General features: G+C 69.7%; 12 protein-coding genes and 1 pseudogene. 10 read left to right on the forward strand and 3 right to left on the reverse strand.

Features of this window, described 5'->3' with window-relative positions:
• Positions 1-304: pseudogene (locus ACYSUO_RS41895) on the forward strand (MFS transporter); the annotation flags it as partial.
• On the opposite strand, the gene glgX reads toward ACYSUO_RS41895, so the two are convergent.
• Positions 279-2396, reverse strand: a complete 2118-nt coding sequence (glgX, locus tag ACYSUO_RS41900; protein ID WP_461781454.1) for a glycogen debranching protein GlgX — start codon at positions 2394-2396, stop codon at positions 279-281. The pseudogene ACYSUO_RS41895 and the gene glgX overlap by 26 nt on opposite strands.
• Before the next feature lie 370 nt (positions 2397-2766).
• On the opposite strand from glgX, the gene ACYSUO_RS41905 reads away from it, so the two are divergent.
• The 4 genes from ACYSUO_RS41905 to ACYSUO_RS41920 all read left to right on the forward strand — a co-directional run bounded on the left by ACYSUO_RS41905 (position 2767) and on the right by ACYSUO_RS41920 (position 7201).
• Positions 2767-3552, forward strand: a complete 786-nt coding sequence (locus tag ACYSUO_RS41905) for a Tat pathway signal sequence domain protein (RefSeq protein ID WP_461781455.1) — start codon at positions 2767-2769, stop codon at positions 3550-3552.
• Positions 3553-3592: 40 nt separating this feature from the next.
• Positions 3593-4912 carry a copper amine oxidase gene (locus ACYSUO_RS41910; RefSeq protein ID WP_461781456.1) on the forward strand — a complete coding sequence of 440 codons (1320 nt, stop codon included), beginning with the start codon at positions 3593-3595 and terminating at the stop codon, positions 4910-4912.
• Positions 4913-5041: 129 nt separating this feature from the next.
• Entirely contained in the window at positions 5042-6310 is a 1269-nt protein-coding gene (locus tag ACYSUO_RS41915) for an SAV2148 family HEPN domain-containing protein (RefSeq protein ID WP_461781457.1), read from the forward strand.
• 111 nt (positions 6311-6421) lie between these two features.
• Entirely contained in the window at positions 6422-7201 is a 780-nt protein-coding gene (locus ACYSUO_RS41920) for an exonuclease domain-containing protein (RefSeq protein ID WP_461781458.1), read from the forward strand.
• 51 nt (positions 7202-7252) lie between these two features.
• Here ACYSUO_RS41920 and ACYSUO_RS41925 read toward each other — a convergent pair whose 3' ends face one another.
• Complete coding sequence (locus ACYSUO_RS41925) at positions 7253-8134, reverse strand: phosphotransferase enzyme family protein (RefSeq protein WP_461781459.1); 882 nt, start codon at positions 8132-8134, stop codon at positions 7253-7255.
• 308 nt (positions 8135-8442) lie between these two features.
• On the opposite strand from ACYSUO_RS41925, the gene erm reads away from it, so the two are divergent.
• The 3 genes from erm to ACYSUO_RS41940 all read left to right on the forward strand — a co-directional run bounded on the left by erm (position 8443) and on the right by ACYSUO_RS41940 (position 11911).
• A complete protein-coding gene (gene erm / locus ACYSUO_RS41930; RefSeq protein WP_461781460.1) occupies positions 8443-9240 on the forward strand; it encodes an ErmE/ErmH/ErmO/ErmR family 23S rRNA (adenine(2058)-N(6))-methyltransferase in 798 nt (265 codons plus the stop codon).
• 109 nt (positions 9241-9349) lie between these two features.
• Complete coding sequence (gene mgt / locus ACYSUO_RS41935; RefSeq protein WP_461781461.1) at positions 9350-10579, forward strand: macrolide-inactivating glycosyltransferase; 1230 nt, start codon at positions 9350-9352, stop codon at positions 10577-10579.
• 234 nt (positions 10580-10813) lie between these two features.
• Positions 10814-11911 (forward strand): CDP-alcohol phosphatidyltransferase family protein, encoded by a 1098-nt coding sequence (locus ACYSUO_RS41940; protein ID WP_461781462.1) that lies wholly within the window; start codon positions 10814-10816, stop codon positions 11909-11911.
• 52 nt (positions 11912-11963) lie between these two features.
• On the opposite strand, the gene ACYSUO_RS41945 is transcribed toward ACYSUO_RS41940, so the two are convergent.
• Positions 11964-14246: an MMPL family transporter gene (locus tag ACYSUO_RS41945; RefSeq protein ID WP_461781463.1), complete on the reverse strand. Its 2283-nt coding sequence runs from the start codon at positions 14244-14246 to the stop codon at positions 11964-11966.
• A 361-nt stretch (positions 14247-14607) separates the two neighbouring features.
• Here ACYSUO_RS41945 and ACYSUO_RS41950 point away from each other — a divergent pair, with 361 nt between their 5' ends.
• Together ACYSUO_RS41950 and ACYSUO_RS41955 are read left to right on the forward strand one after the other, a co-directional pair.
• Entirely contained in the window at positions 14608-15813 is a 1206-nt protein-coding gene (locus tag ACYSUO_RS41950) for a S8 family peptidase (RefSeq protein WP_461781464.1), read from the forward strand.
• 86 nt (positions 15814-15899) lie between these two features.
• Positions 15900-16466, forward strand: a complete 567-nt coding sequence (locus ACYSUO_RS41955) for a DUF1697 domain-containing protein (protein ID WP_461781465.1) — start codon at positions 15900-15902, stop codon at positions 16464-16466.
• Positions 16467-16499 lie beyond the last annotated feature (33 nt).

The raw sequence follows: 16499 nt of genomic DNA on the forward strand, positions 1-16499 counted from the left end.
GTACGTCGCGGTGACCGTGTTCGGTGCCTTGTTCGCCCCGAACCTGATCACCGGGTTCGGGCTCACCGAGCAGGCCGTGCCGCGCGAACGACTCGGCGAGGGCATGACGGCCGCCGTGAGCGCGTTCGTCGGCGGACAGGCCGTCACGCTCGCCGTGGCGGGCCGTCTCGCGCAGGCCCACGGGGCCGCTGCGGCCTTCGCGGTGGGCAGCCTGGCCGCCGGGCTCGCCTTCCTCGTCGCACTGCGCGTACGGCCCCTCCAGGCGGTCGGTGAGAGCGCTACGCCGGCCGTTGCAACACCGTGAGACTGCGGCCCTGGAGGGTGACCCGGTCGCCGGCCTGTACCTTCTGGCCCTCGCCCGACGTGAGGCCCTCGGGCAGCGCCGTGTCGACGACGGCCTGCCACTGGCGCCCGTGGTCGACCGGGACCACGAAGTCCATCGGCTGCGGCGAGGCGTTGATCAGCAGCAGGAACGAGTCGTCCTGGATGCGTTCGCCGCGCGCGCCGGGCTCCGAGATCGCGTTGCCGTTGAGGAACACGGACAGGGCGCGGGCCTGCGCCGCACCCCAGTCCTCCTGCGTCATCTCCTCGCCCTCCGGGGTGAACCACGCGATGTCCGACAGGTCGTCGTGCGTGCCCTCGACCGGGCGGCCGTGGAAGAAGCGCCGCCTGCGGAACACCGGGTGGTCGCTGCGCAGCCGCACCATCGCGCGCGTGAACTCAAGGAACGGGTCCGGAGCGGCCTCGGGGTCGGCCCAGCGCACCCACGCCACCTCGTTGTCCTGGCAGTAGGCGTTGTTGTTGCCGCCCTGGGTGCGCCCGAACTCGTCGCCGTGGCTGAGCATCGGGACGCCCTGCGACAGCATCAACGTAGCGATGAAATTGCGCATTTGGCGGGCCCGCAGGTCGAGCACCGCCTGGTCGTCGGTCTCGCCCTCGGCGCCGCAGTTCCACGACCGGTTGTGGCTCTCGCCGTCGCGATTGCCCTCCCCGTTGGCGTCGTTGTGCTTGTCGTTGTACGACACCAGGTCGCGCAGGGTGAAACCGTCGTGGCAGGTCACGAAGTTTATGGAGGCGAGGGGGCGGCGTCCGTCGTCCTGGTAGAGGTCCGAGGAGCCGGTCAGTCGGCCGGCGAACTCGGCGAGCGTGCGCGGCTCACCGCGCCACAAGTCCCGTACGGTGTCGCGGTACTTGCCGTTCCACTCGGTCCACAAGGGCGGGAAATTTCCCACCTGGTAGCCGCCCTCGCCGACGTCCCAGGGCTCCGCGATCAGCTTCACGCGGGAGACCACCGGGTCCTGCTGCACGAGGTCGAAGAACGACGACAGGCGGTCCACTTCGTGGAACTGCCGGGCCAGGGTGGCGGCCAGGTCGAAGCGGAACCCGTCGACGTGCATCTCCTCGACCCAGTAGCGCAGCGAATCCATGATCATCTGGAGTACGTGCGGGGACCGCATCAGGAGCGAGTTTCCCGTCCCCGTGGTGTCCATGTAGTAACGCGGATCGTCGGTCAGCCTGTAGTAGGACGGATTGTCGAGCCCCTTGAAGGACAGCGTCGGACCCAGGTGATTTCCTTCGGCCGTGTGGTTGTAGACGACGTCCAGAATGACTTCGATTCCTGCCTGGTGCAGCGCCCGCACCGCGGACTTGAACTCCAGGACCTGCTCGCCGCGGTCGCCCCACGACGCATACGTGTTGTGCGGAGCGAAGAAGCCGATCGTGTTGTAGCCCCAGTAGTTGTTCAGCCCCATGTCGACCAGCCGGTGGTCGGTGACGAACTGGTGCACCGGCATCAACTCCAGCGCGGTGACGCCCAGTTCCGTGAGGTGGTCGATGACCGCCGGATGCGCGAGTGCCGCATAAGTGCCGCGCAACTCGTCCGGCAGCGCCGGGTGTTGCATCGTCAGGCCCTTCACATGCGCTTCGTAGAGCACCGTCTCGTGGTACTCCGTGCGCGGCAGCCGGTCGTCGCCCCAGTCGAAGTACGGATTGACCACCACCGACGCCATCGTGTGCGGCGCCGAATCCAGATCGTTGCGCTCGTCCGGTGAGTCGAACGGATAGCCGTACACCGACTCGTTCCAGTCGATCCGCCCGCTGATGGCGCGCGCGTACGGGTCGAGGAGCAGCTTCGCCGAGTTGCAGCGCAGGCCGCGCGCGGGCTCGTACGGGCCGTGCGCCCGGTACCCGTAGCGCTGCCCCGGCATGATCCCCGGCAGATAGGCGTGCCGCACGAAGGCGTCGGCCTCCCGCAGCTCCACCGCGGTCTCCGAGCCGTCGTCGTGCAACAGGCACAGCTCGATACGGTCGGCGGCCTCCGAGAAGACCGCGAAATTCGTCCCGGCGCCGTCGTACGCGGCACCCAGTGGATACGCCTGTCCTGGCCAGACCTGCATGCTGACGACTCTTCCTTCCCTCGGTCCTGTCTTCAAACTCCCGTCTGCCCGGCGACGCCTGGCACGCACGCTCGCTGCGTTGCCGAAAAGCCCGAGTAGCTCCGCTACTAGGACTCTCCGGCGCCTTGCGATCGCACGCACCAGACGCCGCCGGGCCGCCCTCCGGGCGACGACGGGAGTTTGAAGACAGGCCCGAGCTCCCGACTACCTAAGAGCAGGGGATACCCCATTGACCCGGCGGTCCGGGCGGCATCGGACAGTCTCTGCCCGAAAGTGAAGCAACCACACGGGAGTTGGTGCCCTCTTACACGGCGACCATGTCGGTCCGGCATGCCCTCGACCGGGGCTGCCGGGGAAGTTGGGGGAAGATGTGCGCACAGCTGTAAGACGCCATCTGGGGAAGCTGATGGCGGTGGTGGCGCTCGCGGTCGCGGGCGGCGCCGTCGCGGTCGGCGTGACACTGCCGGAGGACGGCGGGAGCGACCTGGCCAGGGCGGGGGCCGCGCGGCAGGACGCGGTGGCCCCTGAGGGCACCGTGGAGCCCGCACCCGCACAGGGCGCGAAGGGGGTGGGGCGCGATCCGCTCACGGACGCCGAGACGGAGCGCGCCGAGAAGCTGGCGACGGCGGGCAACGCCCTGCGGATGGACGCGCGGGACGTGGAGGGCGACCGAGGCCCCCAGCACCTGTCGACGAACCTGACGGAGGTCGATCCCGGCCTCAGCGACGCCGCCGCCGGCGAACGCCGTGCCGATGTCGTGTACTACGACTACAAGAGCGACGCCGTCGTCACGAAGACGGTGAACCTCGACACGGGGAAGGTCGAGGACAGCAGGACCGACCAGGGCGTGCAGCCGCCGCCCAGCCAGGGCGAACTCGCAGAGGCAGCGCAGCTGTTGATCGCGGACCGGCTGGGCGCCGACCTGAAGGGCGACTACAAGGACGCCACCGGAAAGCAGCTCACCAAGCCGGACCAACTCCAGCTGAGCGGCATGGTGTTCCGCAAGAAGACCGTCGCCGACGTCCCCGCCGATCTCAAGGAGTGCGGCGAGCACCGCTGCCTGCGTGTCATCACCAAGGTCGTCAACGGGCCGTGGATCGACACCCGCGCCCTGATCGTCGACCTGAGCGCACGCACCGTCTCCCGCCTCGGCTGAGGACCTCACCGACTTCTCCTCCATGAAGGAGCGCTTCCGTATGCACGTCACAAGACTTTTGCGCGCCCGCATCCGGCCCGCCGCAGTCGCCACGGGCCTCGCGGTCACCGCGCTGCTCGCCGGCACCCTCGCCACCGCACCCGCCGCCACGGCCGCTCCGCCGAAGGCGCCCGCTGCCGCCGCGCCCGCCTGCTCGGACGCGTACCGCATCGAGCAGACCCTCGACGGCGGCACCACCTGGCGCATGTGCTGGCACTACAACACGCTGGCAGGGCTCGTCCTGGACGACGTCAGCTACCAGCCCAAGGGCGAGGCCCAGCCGATCCGCGTCCTCACCAGCGCCCGGCTCGCGCAGGTCCATGTCCCGTACGACGACGGGGAGGCCGAGTACGACGACGTCACCGGCACCGACTTCGGGCAGGCCCTGCAGAACCTGAAGGCGGCCGAATGCCCCGGCGGCACCATCAAGACCGTCAAGGTCCCCGACATCGGCAACGTGAAGGGGCTTTGCACGACCACGCGTGCGCGCGGGCACGCGTACCGCCTCAGCGACGACGAGTCGACCGGAGGCACCGGCAAGGTCTACCAGTCCCAGGGCAAGGACCTGCTCGTCTACACGGTCAACAAGGCGTCCTGGTACGAGTACATCACCGAGTGGCGCTTCGCCTCCGACGGCACCATCACGTCCAATGTGGGCGCCACCGGCAGCCTCTCCCCGTACGACTACGACGGCACCGACGGCAAGGGCTGGCCTATAGGCAAGGGAGCGAGCGCCTACGCCGAGAGCCACAGCCACAACGTCTTCTGGCGGCTCAACTTCGGCCTGGACGGCTCGCCCAAGGCCAAGGTCGAGCAGTACGACTCCAAGGTGACCCCGCCGAACGGGGACGGATCGCCCACCACGAAGACGACCCGCACCCCCGTCACCAAGGAACTCGCGGGCGACGTAAAGGACATGCGGTGGTGGCGCGTGGTCTCCACCGCGGGCAAGAACAAGGACAACCACCCCAGGTCGTACGAGTTCGTGCCCGGCCGCTCCAACCGCTTCCCGGGACGTGCCTTCACCAAGCACGACGTCTACTTCACCGAGTACAAGAAGTGCGAGCAGTACGCGAGCGACAACCCGGCGGCGAACTGCGGAGGCACCAGCGTCAACAAGTGGGTGAACGGTCAGACGCTCAAGCACCCGATCACCTGGGTCAACATCGGGTTCCACCACATCGCCCGTGACGAGGACCAGCAGCCCATGCCAGTGCACTGGCAGGGCTTTTCGCTGGCCCCCAGGGACGTGACCGCTATGAATCCGCTCACTCCGGCCGACCTCGCGGGGCAGAACGGGGTTCCCCGAAACGGTAGTTGAGAAACCAGCGGCCTCATCCGGCTGCATCGCCACCCGCTCCCGGAGTACCCTTCCTTGATCGTTGCTGGGGGATGTGCTCCACAGTTCGGGTTCGACAAGCTCGGGGGAGCGGAAGGCGGTGCGGAGCGGGTGAGCTCGGGAGGGCTGGAGCTGCCCCCTGGTGACGACGGTCACGAGGGCCAGGACAGCCAGGAGGCAACCTCCACGGAGATCCCGCCCGGAGCGGTGTCGCTGGCCAGGCCCATGGACGTCGCGTCCCAGATCGGACCGGAACTGGACTGGGGCGCCGACGCCTGGAGCGAGGTCCGTACGCGCGCGCAACGCGCGGGGCGGGCCTATATCTGGCTGAACCTGGTGGAACAGCGGCTGCGCGCCGTCGTCGCCGCCGTGCTCCGCCCCGTCTACGCGCCCGTGCACGGCGAGGACTGGGTGGTCGCGGCGGCGGGTCCCGCCGGACAGGAGTGGGTGCAGCGGGCCGTCGCGGTGCGCGAGGTCAGCCGCCGCAAGGGTTATCTCCTCGACCCGGCCGACGACAACGTGCTGTCGTTCCTGACCCTGCCGCAGCTGCGCGAGCTGATGGTGCAGCACTGGCCGTGCTTCGAGCCGTATTTCGACGACCGCCGCGACGTCGAGCTCGCCCTGGACGAGCTGGAGGTCACGCGTAACGTGGTCTCCCGCAACCGCGCCCTCTCGGAGACCGTCCTCGCCCAGGCCGAGCGCGCCTCCTCCCGCCTCCTGGACATACTCGGCGCCGGCTCCGACGTCCCCTCGGCCCGCCGGCTGCCCCTGGACGCCGTCGAGGAGCTGGTCGGCGACCGGTACGCGGACGTGGTGGGGGTGCACTCCGACCGGGTCAGGCTGCTGCGCCAGTTCCCCGCCGAGGATCTATTCGGCGGGGCGCGGCGCCTGGACGCTATCGGCATAGGCCTCAACCTGCTCGCGCAGAACTTCTCGGGCCGCCGCCTGGTCCGCCTCGCCGAGTCGGGCTGCCGGATACGCCTCCTCTTCCTCAACCCGGCGTCCAGCGCGGTCAAACGGCGCGAACGGGAACTGGGGATCAAGCGGGGCGAGTTGAGCCGCTCCGTCGAGATGAACATCCTGCACATGCGCCGGGTGCGGGCCCGCCTCAAGGACCCCGGCGCCTTCGAGATCCGCGTCTTCGACGAGACGCCGCGCTTCAACGCCTACCTCGTCGACGGCGACGGATCGGACGGCATCGCGGTCGTCCAGTCCTATCTGCGCAGGACGCGGGGGATGGAGGCACCGGTCCTCGTGCTGCGCGGCGGGGGCCGCATCGTCAAGGCGAGCGCGTCGTCGGACACCGGGGAGAACGGTCTTTTCGTGACGTACCGCGACGAATTCGAGCAGGCCTGGGCGGACGCGCGGCCGGTCTCGTAGCGCCTGTAGTGCGGATCGGGCCGGGCTCCGACGGGCGTCCGGCCTGATTGTCAGTGGGGCGTGCGATGGTGTTGGTCATCGGGGGAACGCACCACGAAGAAGGGGGCTGCCATGGGCTGGCACCGCGAGCTGATGATCGGCTTCGACCTGGAGACGACCGGGACAGATCCGCGCGAGGCGCGCATCGTCACCGCCGCCGTCATAGAGGTGAAGGACGGCGCGGTCCTCGGGCACCGGCAATGGCTGGCCGACCCCGGAGTGCGGATCCCGGACGAGGCGATCGCGGTGCACGGTGTCACCAACGAGCGGGCGGTCGCCGAGGGCGAGCCGGCCGACCGGGTCGCCGACGCCCTCGCCGAGATCCTGGTGGGCTACTGGCGCACGGGCGTCCCCGTGGTCGCGTACAACGCGACGTTCGACCTCACCCTGCTCTCCGCCGAGCTCGCCAGGCACGGGTTGCCGTCCCTGCGGGAGCGCCTCGCGGGGGTCGAGCCGGCACCGGTCATCGACCCCTACACGATCGACCGCACCGTCGACCGCTACCGGCGGGGCAAGCGCAACCTCGAAGCGGTCTGCACCGAGTACGGCGTCCCGCTCGACGCCGCGCACGACGCGTCGGCGGACGCCCTGGCCGCGGCGCTGCTCGCCCGCGCGATAGGCGAGCGGCATGCGAAGGTCGCGCAGCTCGGGGTGGCCGAGCTGCATCGCAGACAGGTGGAGTGGTTCGCGGAGTCGGCGGCCGACTTCCAGAACTTCCTACGCAGGAAGGGCAATCCGGACGCGGTGATCGACACGGTATGGCCGATGCGCCATATATCCAGCGGAACTGGCGCATCGAGCCGGACCGGCCTATCGAGCCCGTCCGGCCTATCAAGCCCCTCCGGCGATTGAGGAGTGGGGGCCCGGGGGCGAAGCCCCCGAGTCGTTACACGAACATCCGCCTCAGAACGGATACCACCGCACCGCAGGATCCCCGTCCCGCAGCGAAGCGACCCGCCGCCGAAACTCCGCCAACGCCTTCGGGTTGGACGGCGCATGCTGCGAAACCCACGCACAGGACGCCGTCTCCCGCGCCCCGCGCAGCACCGCACACCCCTCCCACTCCCGCACATCCCACCCATACGCGGACACGAACCCGTCATACGCCGCCGCAGGCAACCCGTACCGGTCGCGCGACAGGGCCATGACGACCAGATCGTGCTCCCGCAGATCGGAGGAGAACGTCTCGAGGTCGACGAGGACGGGTCCCTCGGGCCCGATGTGCACATTGCGCGGCAGGGCGTCACCGTGGATCGGCCCGGGCGGCAGCTGCGGGGCCAGCGCCGCGGCGGCCGCCGCGAACCCGTCCCGCCGCTCGCGCAGATAGTCCGCGTCGGCCGGGTCGATCGCGTCGCCCGCGAGCCGCAGCCAGCGCTCGACCCCGCCGAGCAGCTCCCGCCGCGGCAGCTCGAAACCGGTCGGCGCGGGCAGCGCGTGCACCAGCTTGAGCAGCTGCGCCAGATCACGCGGCTCGGCCGGGCGGACGGCGGCCGGGATCCGGTGCCACACGGTCACAGGGTGCCCGTCCACGACGAGCGCCTCGTCCTTCGCGGCGCGCACCGCGGGGACGTCGTGCCCGGCGAGATAGGAGGCGATGGCCAGTTCGCGGCGGGCGCGGTCGAGGAGTTCGGCGCCGCCTTGCTCGATGCTGCGGCCGATCTTGACGACGAGGTCGCCGTCGCCGAACACCGCGTTCTCACCGAGCGCGATCAGCTCCGCCGTGGCGGCGGTGCCGTCCACGACATCCGCCTGCGCCAGTACGGCCCGTGCCCGTGCCTCGTCCATCCTGTGCCTCCTGCGTCTCACCTGGTACGAGGGTCAGTCTCGCACCCCGCGTTAATTCGGTGGACGGGCCGCCGGGCGTTCCACCAGCATGTGTGGCATGTGCAGCGCAGCCACGATGGCCGTTTCGGTGACCCGCCAGGTTCAGGGCTGCGCGCACGCCGTTCGGCTGCGCGTCGGCCCGGCGCTCTGACCGGTTCCGCCTCCGCGAACTCCGCGAACTCCGCGCACCTGAGCGTGCGCGGCTGATCGCGGTCCCGGTCAGCGCCTTCATCCGCCCTTTTCCGTACGGATGACAAGGACCGCAGGCCATGGCCGCCCGTTCCACCGGCACGTCTTTCACCGGCACGTCGCGTTCGCGTGCCCTCTCGCAGAATTTTCTCGCCGACCGCGCCGCAGCGCGCCGTTTCGCACGGTTGGCGACACCGGATCCCACCCCGCTGCTGCTCGAAGTGGGCGCAGGGAGCGGCGCGTTGACCGCGCCGCTCGCCCGTCGCGCCCCGGACCTCGTCGCGTACGAGATCGACGGGCGGCTCGCCGCGCGGCTGCGCGAGCGGTTCGCCGGGCAGCCCCACGTCCGCGTACGGCACGCGGACTTCCTCGCGGTGCGGCCGCCCCGGACGCCGTTCGCCGTCGCGGGGAACGTGCCGTTCTCGCGGACCTCCGACGTCGTGGACTGGTGCCTGCGCGCCGACGCGCTGACCCGCGCCGTGCTGCTCACCCAGCTCGAGTACGCCCGCAAACGCACGGGTGACTACGGGAGTTGGACCCGCCGCACCGTCCTCACCTGGCCGCACTTCGAGTGGCGGCTGCTCGGCCGGGTGCCGCGCACCGCGTTCCGCCCGGCCCCACGGGTCGACGCGGGCGTGCTCCGCATCGAGCGCAGGGCGACGCCGCTGCTGGCCCCGGCCGAGTACCCGGCGTACGAACGGCTCGTCACGCTCGGGTTCTCCGGGGTCGGCGGCAGCCTGCGCGCCTCCCTGACCCGCGCCCACCCGCGCCGCCGGGTCGACGCGGCGCTGCGCGAGGCCGGGATCCCGCCCGGCGCGCTCGTCGGGCAGGCCGCACCGGATCAATGGCTGAGCCTGTGGGCCGCCCTGAACCGCTGACCCCGCCCAACGGCCGACGCCCAACGGCGGACGTCCAACGGCCGACGTCAAATGACCAACCGCCGTTAACCGGTTGCACGAGACGTCTCGTCTCGCTTACGGTGGGGTCATGACGAACCCGAACCACGGCAAACGTGCCCACATCGCCATGTTCTCCATCGCCGCCCACGGGCACGTGAACCCGAGTCTCGAAGTGATCCGGGAGCTCGTCGCCCGTGGGCACCGCGTCACGTACGCGATCCCGCACCTGTTCGAGGAGAAGATCGCCGAGACCGGCGCCGAGCCGGTCCTCTACCGCACCACGCTCCCCGGCCCCGACGACGACCCGGCGGCGTGGGGGACGACGCTGCTCGACAACGTGGAGCCGTTCCTGAACGACGCGATCCAGGCGCTGCCCCAGCTCATCGAGGCCTACGAAGGGAACGGCGAAACCGAGGGCGTCGGCGTCCCCGACCTCGTCATCCACGACATCACCTCGTACCCGGCGGGCGTCCTCGCCCACCGCTGGGGCGTGCCCGCCGTGACGCTCTCGCCGAACCTCGTCGCCTGGGAGGGATACGAGGACGAGGTCGCGAAGCCGATGTGGGAGGAGCCCCGCAGGACTCCGCGCGGCAAGGCCTACTACGAGAAGTTCGACGCGTGGCTCAAGGAGGCCGGCGTACCGAAGACCGCCGACGAATTCTGGGGCCGTTACGACCGCACCCTCGTCCTCATTCCGAAGGCGCTCCAGCCGAATGCCGACCGGGTGGACGAGAAGAAGAACACCTTCGTCGGCGCCTGCCAGGGCGACCGGTCCGCGCAGGGCGACTGGGAGCGCCCCGCCGACGCCGAGCGCGTACTGCTCGTGTCGCTCGGCTCGTCGTTCACCAAGCAGCCCGAGTTCTACCGGGAGTGCGTGAAGGCGTTCGGCGATCTGCCGGGCTGGCATGTCGTGCTCCAGGTCGGCAAGCATGTCACCGCCGAGGATCTCGGGGCGGTCCCCGGCAACGTAGAGGTGCGGCAGTGGGTGCCGCAGCTGGCGATCCTCAAGAAGGCCGACGCCTTCATCACGCACGCCGGCGCGGGTGGCAGCCAGGAAGGCCTGGCCACGGCGACGCCGATGGTCGCCGTGCCGCAGGCCGTCGACCAGTTCGGCAACGCCGACATCCTCCAGGGCCTCGGCGTCGCCCGACACGTACCCATGGAGGAGGCGAACGCGGAGACGCTCCGCGAGGCAGTCCTCGCCTTGGTCGACGACCCGGAAGTGGCGCGCCGACTCGCCGCCCTTCAGCAGGACATGGCGGGCGAGGGCGGAACGCGGCAGGCGGCCGACCTCATCGAGGCCGAACTGCGCCCCTGACGCCGGCCCCTGATGCCGGCCTTGGCATCGGGGTGGGGTAGACGCGATTTTTCACGGAACGGTTCCACCGTTCCGTGAAAAGCGTGTGCCTAACAGATAACGAAATTGACTCGCCTGTCACGTACGACCGATACCCCCCAGTAAAGGTTGCGTTCGTACGTTCTTGAACTTCTCCATAACGGATTCTTACGGTGAGGTGAACCTACTTTTGAACAAAGGAAGCTGGCGCGCCTCATGCCCCGAGACATACCGTCGTTGCCCGAAGTGCGGCGCATCACCCAGAAAAAGCGTGACGCGTGGTGGACCGTGCTGCTCGTCGACCCGATCGCCACACCTCTCGTACGGGTCACGGCGCGCTGGACGCGCATCACCCCGAACCAGATCACTTGGGGCGCCCTGATCCTGGGGCTCGGCGCGGCCGGCTGTTTCGCGATGGGGGACTGGCGCTGGCTGATCGCCGGAGCGCTGATCTACCACCTGAGCTTCGTGCTCGACTGCATGGACGGCAAGGTCGCCCGGCTGACCGGGCAGGGCTCCGTGTTCGGCGCCTGGCTCGACTACATCTTCGACCGCGTTCGCGTGATGGCCTGTGCCGTGGCGCTGATGGGCGGCCAGTTCCACCGCACCGGCGACCTGATCTACGTCTGGCTCGCCGTGGTCGTCGTCTTCCTCGACGGGCTGCGCTACATCAACTCGCTGGAGATCTTCAAGACCCGGCACACGATGCGCAAGCAGATCAAGGCCCGCATGCGGGCGGCCCGTCGCGCGCAGAACGCGGACGACGTCGCTTTCATGGAGGACCTGCTGCGGGCCAACCCGTCCGCGGACATCGAGCAGGACCTGCGCGGGGCGGCCGCCGCCACGGAGGAGGGCGCGGCCCAGCAGTCGGAGACCTTCGAGCCGACGACGCAGACGGAGACGGGGACGGTCGAGGCCGTCGAGCCGGCCCCGCGGCCCAAGGTCGTCGACCTGCACCAGGAGTTCCGCAGCCGCTTCCCGGTCTATCTGCGTTTCCGGTCCTTCCTGCTGCGCCACCGCATCCGTACGCACCTGATCAGCGGCATCGAGTTCCAGATGGCCGTCTTCATCGTCGGGCCGCTGATCGACCAGGTCATCGGGGCGACGGTCGTGGCAGGCGTGCTGCTGCTCGTCTTCGAACTCGCCATCGTCTACAAGCTGTTGCTGTCCACGCGCGACTTCGGCCGCACGCTGGAGGCCTTCGAGAAGGACGGCCGCGAGCGCGACGCCCTGGCGGCGCGGAACGGCCTGGATCAGGACGTGCGTGAGCAGGACGGCGGTCTCAAGGAGGAGGGCCTGTCCACCGTCGCGTGACGCGACACGGTGGACAGACCCTCGGACCGGCGGGAGGACGGATCGCGCGTCGTCAGACGCGCACCTCCTCGCCGCCCTCGCGCGGGACCGGGGCGGGCTCGATGCCCGCCTCGTCGTGCGTCAGGTCCGGCATCCGGCGCAGCCACTTCGGCAGATACCAGTTGCGCTCCCCGAGCAGCGCCATCACGGCCGGGAGCAGCACTCCGCGGATGACGGTCGCGTCGATCAGGATCGCGACCGCGAGGCCCACGCCCATCTGCTTCATCGACTGCATGGACAGCGTCCCGAAGATACTGAACACGGCGACCATGATGACGGCCGCGCTGGTGACCACGCCCGCGGTGGTGACGACGCCGTGCCGGATCGCATCGAGGTTCGTACGCCCCTGAAGACGCGCCTCCTTGATCCGGGACACCACGAACACGTGGTAGTCCATCGACAGGCCGAACAGGATCACGAACAGGAACAGCGGCAGCCACGCGATGATGGCGCCCACGCCCTCCGCGCCGACCAGTGAGGCGCCCCAGCCGTGCTGGAAGACGGCGACGAGGACCCCGTAGGCGGCGCCCACCGACAGCAGGTTGAGCACGATCGATGTGATCGCGATCGTCAGTGAGCGGAACGAGAGCAGCATCAGCAGGAACGCGAAGGCGACGACGAACGCGAAGACCGGGACGACGGAACCGACGATCTGGTCGTTGAAGTCCTTCGACCCCGCGACCTGCCCGGTGATCGGCGCCTCGGCGCCGTCGACCTCGCCGAACGTGGCGGGCCGCACCTCGTCGCGCAGCAGCGCCAGGCTCTGCTCGGCCTTGTCCTGATCGGATCCGCCCACGAGCGGTACGTCGATGACCGCCACGTTCTCGTCTCGGTGCACCGTGACCTCGACGGGGCCGCGCGAGGCACCCGAGCTCACGGCCTGCGCGCGGAAGTCCGCGAGGGCGGCGCGCACGTCGGCGGCGTTGATGTCGTCGGCCTTCACGACCACCTCGGCCGGATCCGAGCCGCCGGGGAACGCCGCGTTGACCCGGTCGTACGTCGCCACGATCGGCAGCGAGTCGCCGAACTCCTGGTCCAGGGTGAGGTTCTGGGTCTTCATGCCGAGCGCGGGCGCGGCGATCGCGAGCAGCGCGACGACCGCGACGGCGACGGAGACGGCGGGCCGCGCCAGTACGACGGTCAGCACCCGGCTCCAGAAGCGGCTGCCGTCCTCTCCACCGGCTCCGTTGCCCCCGCCCCGCCGCTTGGTCGGGTGCAGGAACGGGATCCGTCCCTTCTCCACCCGCTCCCCGAGCAGCGAGAGCAGCGCCGGAAGCACGGTCACCGACCCGACCATCGCGACCGCCACCACCATCAGCGAGGCGAGGCCCATCGCCTGGAACTCGGCGAGCCCGGTGAACAGCATGCCCGCCATCGCCACGCACACCGTGACCCCGGAGACGATGATCGCCCGGCCGCTGGTGGCCGCGGCCACGCGCAGCGCGGTCCCCGGGTCGTGCCCCTTCATCCGCTCCTCGCGCTCGCGCCGCAGATAGAACAGGCAGTAGTCGACGCCGACCGCCAGGCCCACGAGCAGCATCACCGAGTTGGCGGTCTCGCTCATCGGCAGCAGATGGCTGACGATGCCCATCAGGCCCATCGTCGCCATGATCGCCGTGACGGCGAGCGCCACCGGGACCAGCGCCGCGACGAGCGCGCCGAACGCGATCAGCAGGATGCCGAGCGCGACCGGCACCGCCGAGTACTCGGCGCGCTGGAAGTCCTCGCCGAACGCGTCGTCGAAGGTCTTGTTCATGCTCGCGGCGCCGATCTCCTCGATCCGCAGCGCGTCATGGTCGTCCGCGACACCCGCGACGGCCTTCTGGACCGGCTCGACCCGGTCGGCCGCGGTGTCGGGCTCGCCCCGCATGTCGAACTGGACGAGCGCGGTGCGGCCGTCCTTCGAGATCGTCCGGGTGTCGGCGGCGTACGGCGAGCGGACGCCGGTCACCTCGCCGGTGCCCTCGACGGCCTTCACCACGTCGGCGACCGCGGTCCTGAACTCGGGTGCGGTGGCCCGTAGTTGACCGTTCTTGCTCTGTACGAGCACGGTCTCGCCCGCCGGTTCGTCGATGCCCGCGTCGTCGATGATGCGCGCGGCCTGGCTGGTCTCTCCCTTGAGTCCGTCGTCCTCCGAGACGTCCACGCGCCCCGCGACGGACCCGAGGCTCATCGCCACCACGACGAAGAGCACCCAGATCCCCACCGCCGCCCACCTGTGCCGGGCGCTCCATCCGCCGGCCCGGGCCGCGAATCCGCGTACCCGGTGCTCCGGCCGTTCCCCGTTCCTGGCCATCAGGTCCACCTCCGGATTCGAAGGTATGGCCGGGATAAGGCCGGTTCGTCGTGCTGTTCGGTGAGGTCCGGGCGGCGGGGGTCCCCGGGGAGGATGACCCGAGTCCCCTACATCTATAAGGGGTTGAGCCATCGGGGGATGAACCGTCGAACCTTGATCCGAATCTCCGCAACCGCCCGATTTGTTATTACGAAACCTTGTTGAGCACGTCACAGGTTCATGTAGGTCTTGATCTGATCGCGTCAATCGGTCAGGGTTTCGTCTCAACCCCCGGACATCTTCCGGAGTTTGACAACCTTCGCGATGGTTCGTCCTGGGGCGCTGGAATTCCCCCCACACACCACTGAGGAGATCCCTCTTCATGGCAACAAACCAGCATGCGCGCACGATGAAGCTCACCGCGGCCATAGCCACGGCGGCTACAGCAGTGGGCGTCACCATGTTCGGCGGCTTCTCCGCCACCGCGGCCCCCGCCGAGGGCAAGGTCTACGGGCAGGACGCCAAGGGCGCCGTGTCCGGCAGCTACATCGTGCTGCTCGACCAGAAGGCGGGCGCCTCCGCCAAGAAGGACCTGGCCAAGGAGTACGGCGGCACGCTCAAGCGGAACTACAGCTCCGCCGTCAACGGCTTCTCGGCGAGCGGCCTCTCGGACACCGAGGCCAAGCGCCTCGCGGCCGACGGCTCCGTGTCGAAGGTCGTCCAGAACAAGAAGTTCCACATCGACGCCACCCAGGACAACCCGCCGTCGTGGGGCCTGGACCGCATCGACCAGGCGGACACCGCGGGCGACAGCAAGTACACGTACCCGGACAGCGCCGGCGAGGGCGCGACCGCGTACGTCATCGACACCGGGGTCCGGGTCAGCCACAAGGACTTCGGTGGCCGCGCCTCCTCCGGCTTCGACGCGATCGACAACGACGACAACGCCGACGACGGCAACGGGCACGGCACGCACGTCGCCGGCACCATCGCCGGTGAGGCGCACGGTGTCGCCAAGAAGGCGAAGATCGTCGCCGTCCGCGTCCTCGACGACCAGGGCTCCGGCACCACCGAGCAGGTCGTGGCGGGCATCGACTGGGTGACCGAGAACCACCAGGGTCCCTCCGTCGCCAACATGTCGCTCGGCGGCGGCGTGGACGAGGCGCTCGACGCGGCGGTCAAGAAGTCCATCGACTCCGGTGTCACCTACGCGGTGGCGGCGGGCAACGAGTCGGCGGACGCCTCGCAGTCCAGCCCCGCCCGGGTCCCGGAGGCCATCACGGTCGCCTCCTCCACGAAGGACGACGAGCAGTCGGACTTCTCCAACTACGGCTCCGTCGTCGACATCTACGCGCCTGGATCGGACATCACGTCCGACTGGAACACCGGGGACGACGCCACCAACACCATCTCCGGTACGTCGATGGCGACCCCGCACGTCGTCGGCGCGGCGGCCGTCTACCTGGCCGGTCACAAGGACGCGGCCCCGGCCGACGTCGCCAAGGCGCTCACCGACGGGGCCACCCCGGACGCCATCAAGAACGCGTCCGACGGCACCGCGAACAAGCTCCTGAAGGTCGTCGAGTAAACGTTTCGGCTCGATGATCGGCGGCCGCCGTGCCCACCCCCACGGGGAACGGCGGCCGCCTTGCCGTGTGCGCTTATCGTGTGCGCATGACTCAGGGGACGATGGCCGAGGGCTGCGCCGCGCTGCTGCGCGGCATCAACGTGGGCGGCAACAAGAAGGTGCCGATGGCCGTGCTGCGGCCGCTGATCGAGGGCCTGGGCCTGACCGACGTACGCACCTACCTCCAGAGCGGCAACGTCGCCTTCACCGCGCCGGACGGCGGCGACGAGGAGGCGCTCGCGGCCGCGATCGGCACGGCGATCGAGGGCGAGTTCGGCTTCACCGTCGACGTCATCGTGCGCCGCCACGCCTATCTGAAGGCGGTCATGGCGGACTGCCCGTTCCCGGCCGCCGAACTGGAGGCCAAGCAGCTGCACGTCACGTACTTCTCGGGGCCCGTGACCGCCGAGCGGTTCGCCGCCGTGGACCCGGCCGCGTACGCCCCCGAGGACTTCCGCGTCGGCGACCGCGCCCTCTATCTCTACGCACCCCAGGGCCTCGGCGTCTCGAAGCTGGCGGCCCAGCTGTCCCGACCTGCGCTCAACAAGGGCCTGATCGCGACGAGTCGGAACTGGAACACCGTGACGAAGCTCGTGGAACTCACGGCCCCATAGGGTCTGTCGTTTGGATCAGGTCGGGCTCGCGGT

Source organism: Streptomyces sp. UC4497, from assembly GCF_054871485.1.

Excerpts from the sequence above, each read along its gene's own strand:
- glgX (WP_461781454.1), bottom strand. The coding sequence starts at position 2,396 with ATGCAGGTCTGGCCAGGACAGGCGTATCCACTGGGTGCCGCGTACGAC.
- ACYSUO_RS41910 (WP_461781456.1), top strand. The coding sequence starts at position 3,593 with ATGCACGTCACAAGACTTTTGCGCGCCCGCATCCGGCCCGCCGCAGTC.
- ACYSUO_RS41920 (WP_461781458.1), top strand. The coding sequence starts at position 6,422 with ATGGGCTGGCACCGCGAGCTGATGATCGGCTTCGACCTGGAGACGACC.
- ACYSUO_RS41925 (WP_461781459.1), bottom strand. The coding sequence starts at position 8,134 with ATGGACGAGGCACGGGCACGGGCCGTACTGGCGCAGGCGGATGTCGTG.
- erm (WP_461781460.1), top strand. The coding sequence starts at position 8,443 with ATGGCCGCCCGTTCCACCGGCACGTCTTTCACCGGCACGTCGCGTTCG.
- mgt (WP_461781461.1), top strand. The coding sequence starts at position 9,350 with ATGACGAACCCGAACCACGGCAAACGTGCCCACATCGCCATGTTCTCC.
- ACYSUO_RS41940 (WP_461781462.1), top strand. The coding sequence starts at position 10,814 with ATGCCCCGAGACATACCGTCGTTGCCCGAAGTGCGGCGCATCACCCAG.
- ACYSUO_RS41945 (WP_461781463.1), bottom strand. The coding sequence starts at position 14,246 with ATGGCCAGGAACGGGGAACGGCCGGAGCACCGGGTACGCGGATTCGCG.
- ACYSUO_RS41950 (WP_461781464.1), top strand. The coding sequence starts at position 14,608 with ATGGCAACAAACCAGCATGCGCGCACGATGAAGCTCACCGCGGCCATA.
- ACYSUO_RS41955 (WP_461781465.1), top strand. The coding sequence starts at position 15,900 with ATGACTCAGGGGACGATGGCCGAGGGCTGCGCCGCGCTGCTGCGCGGC.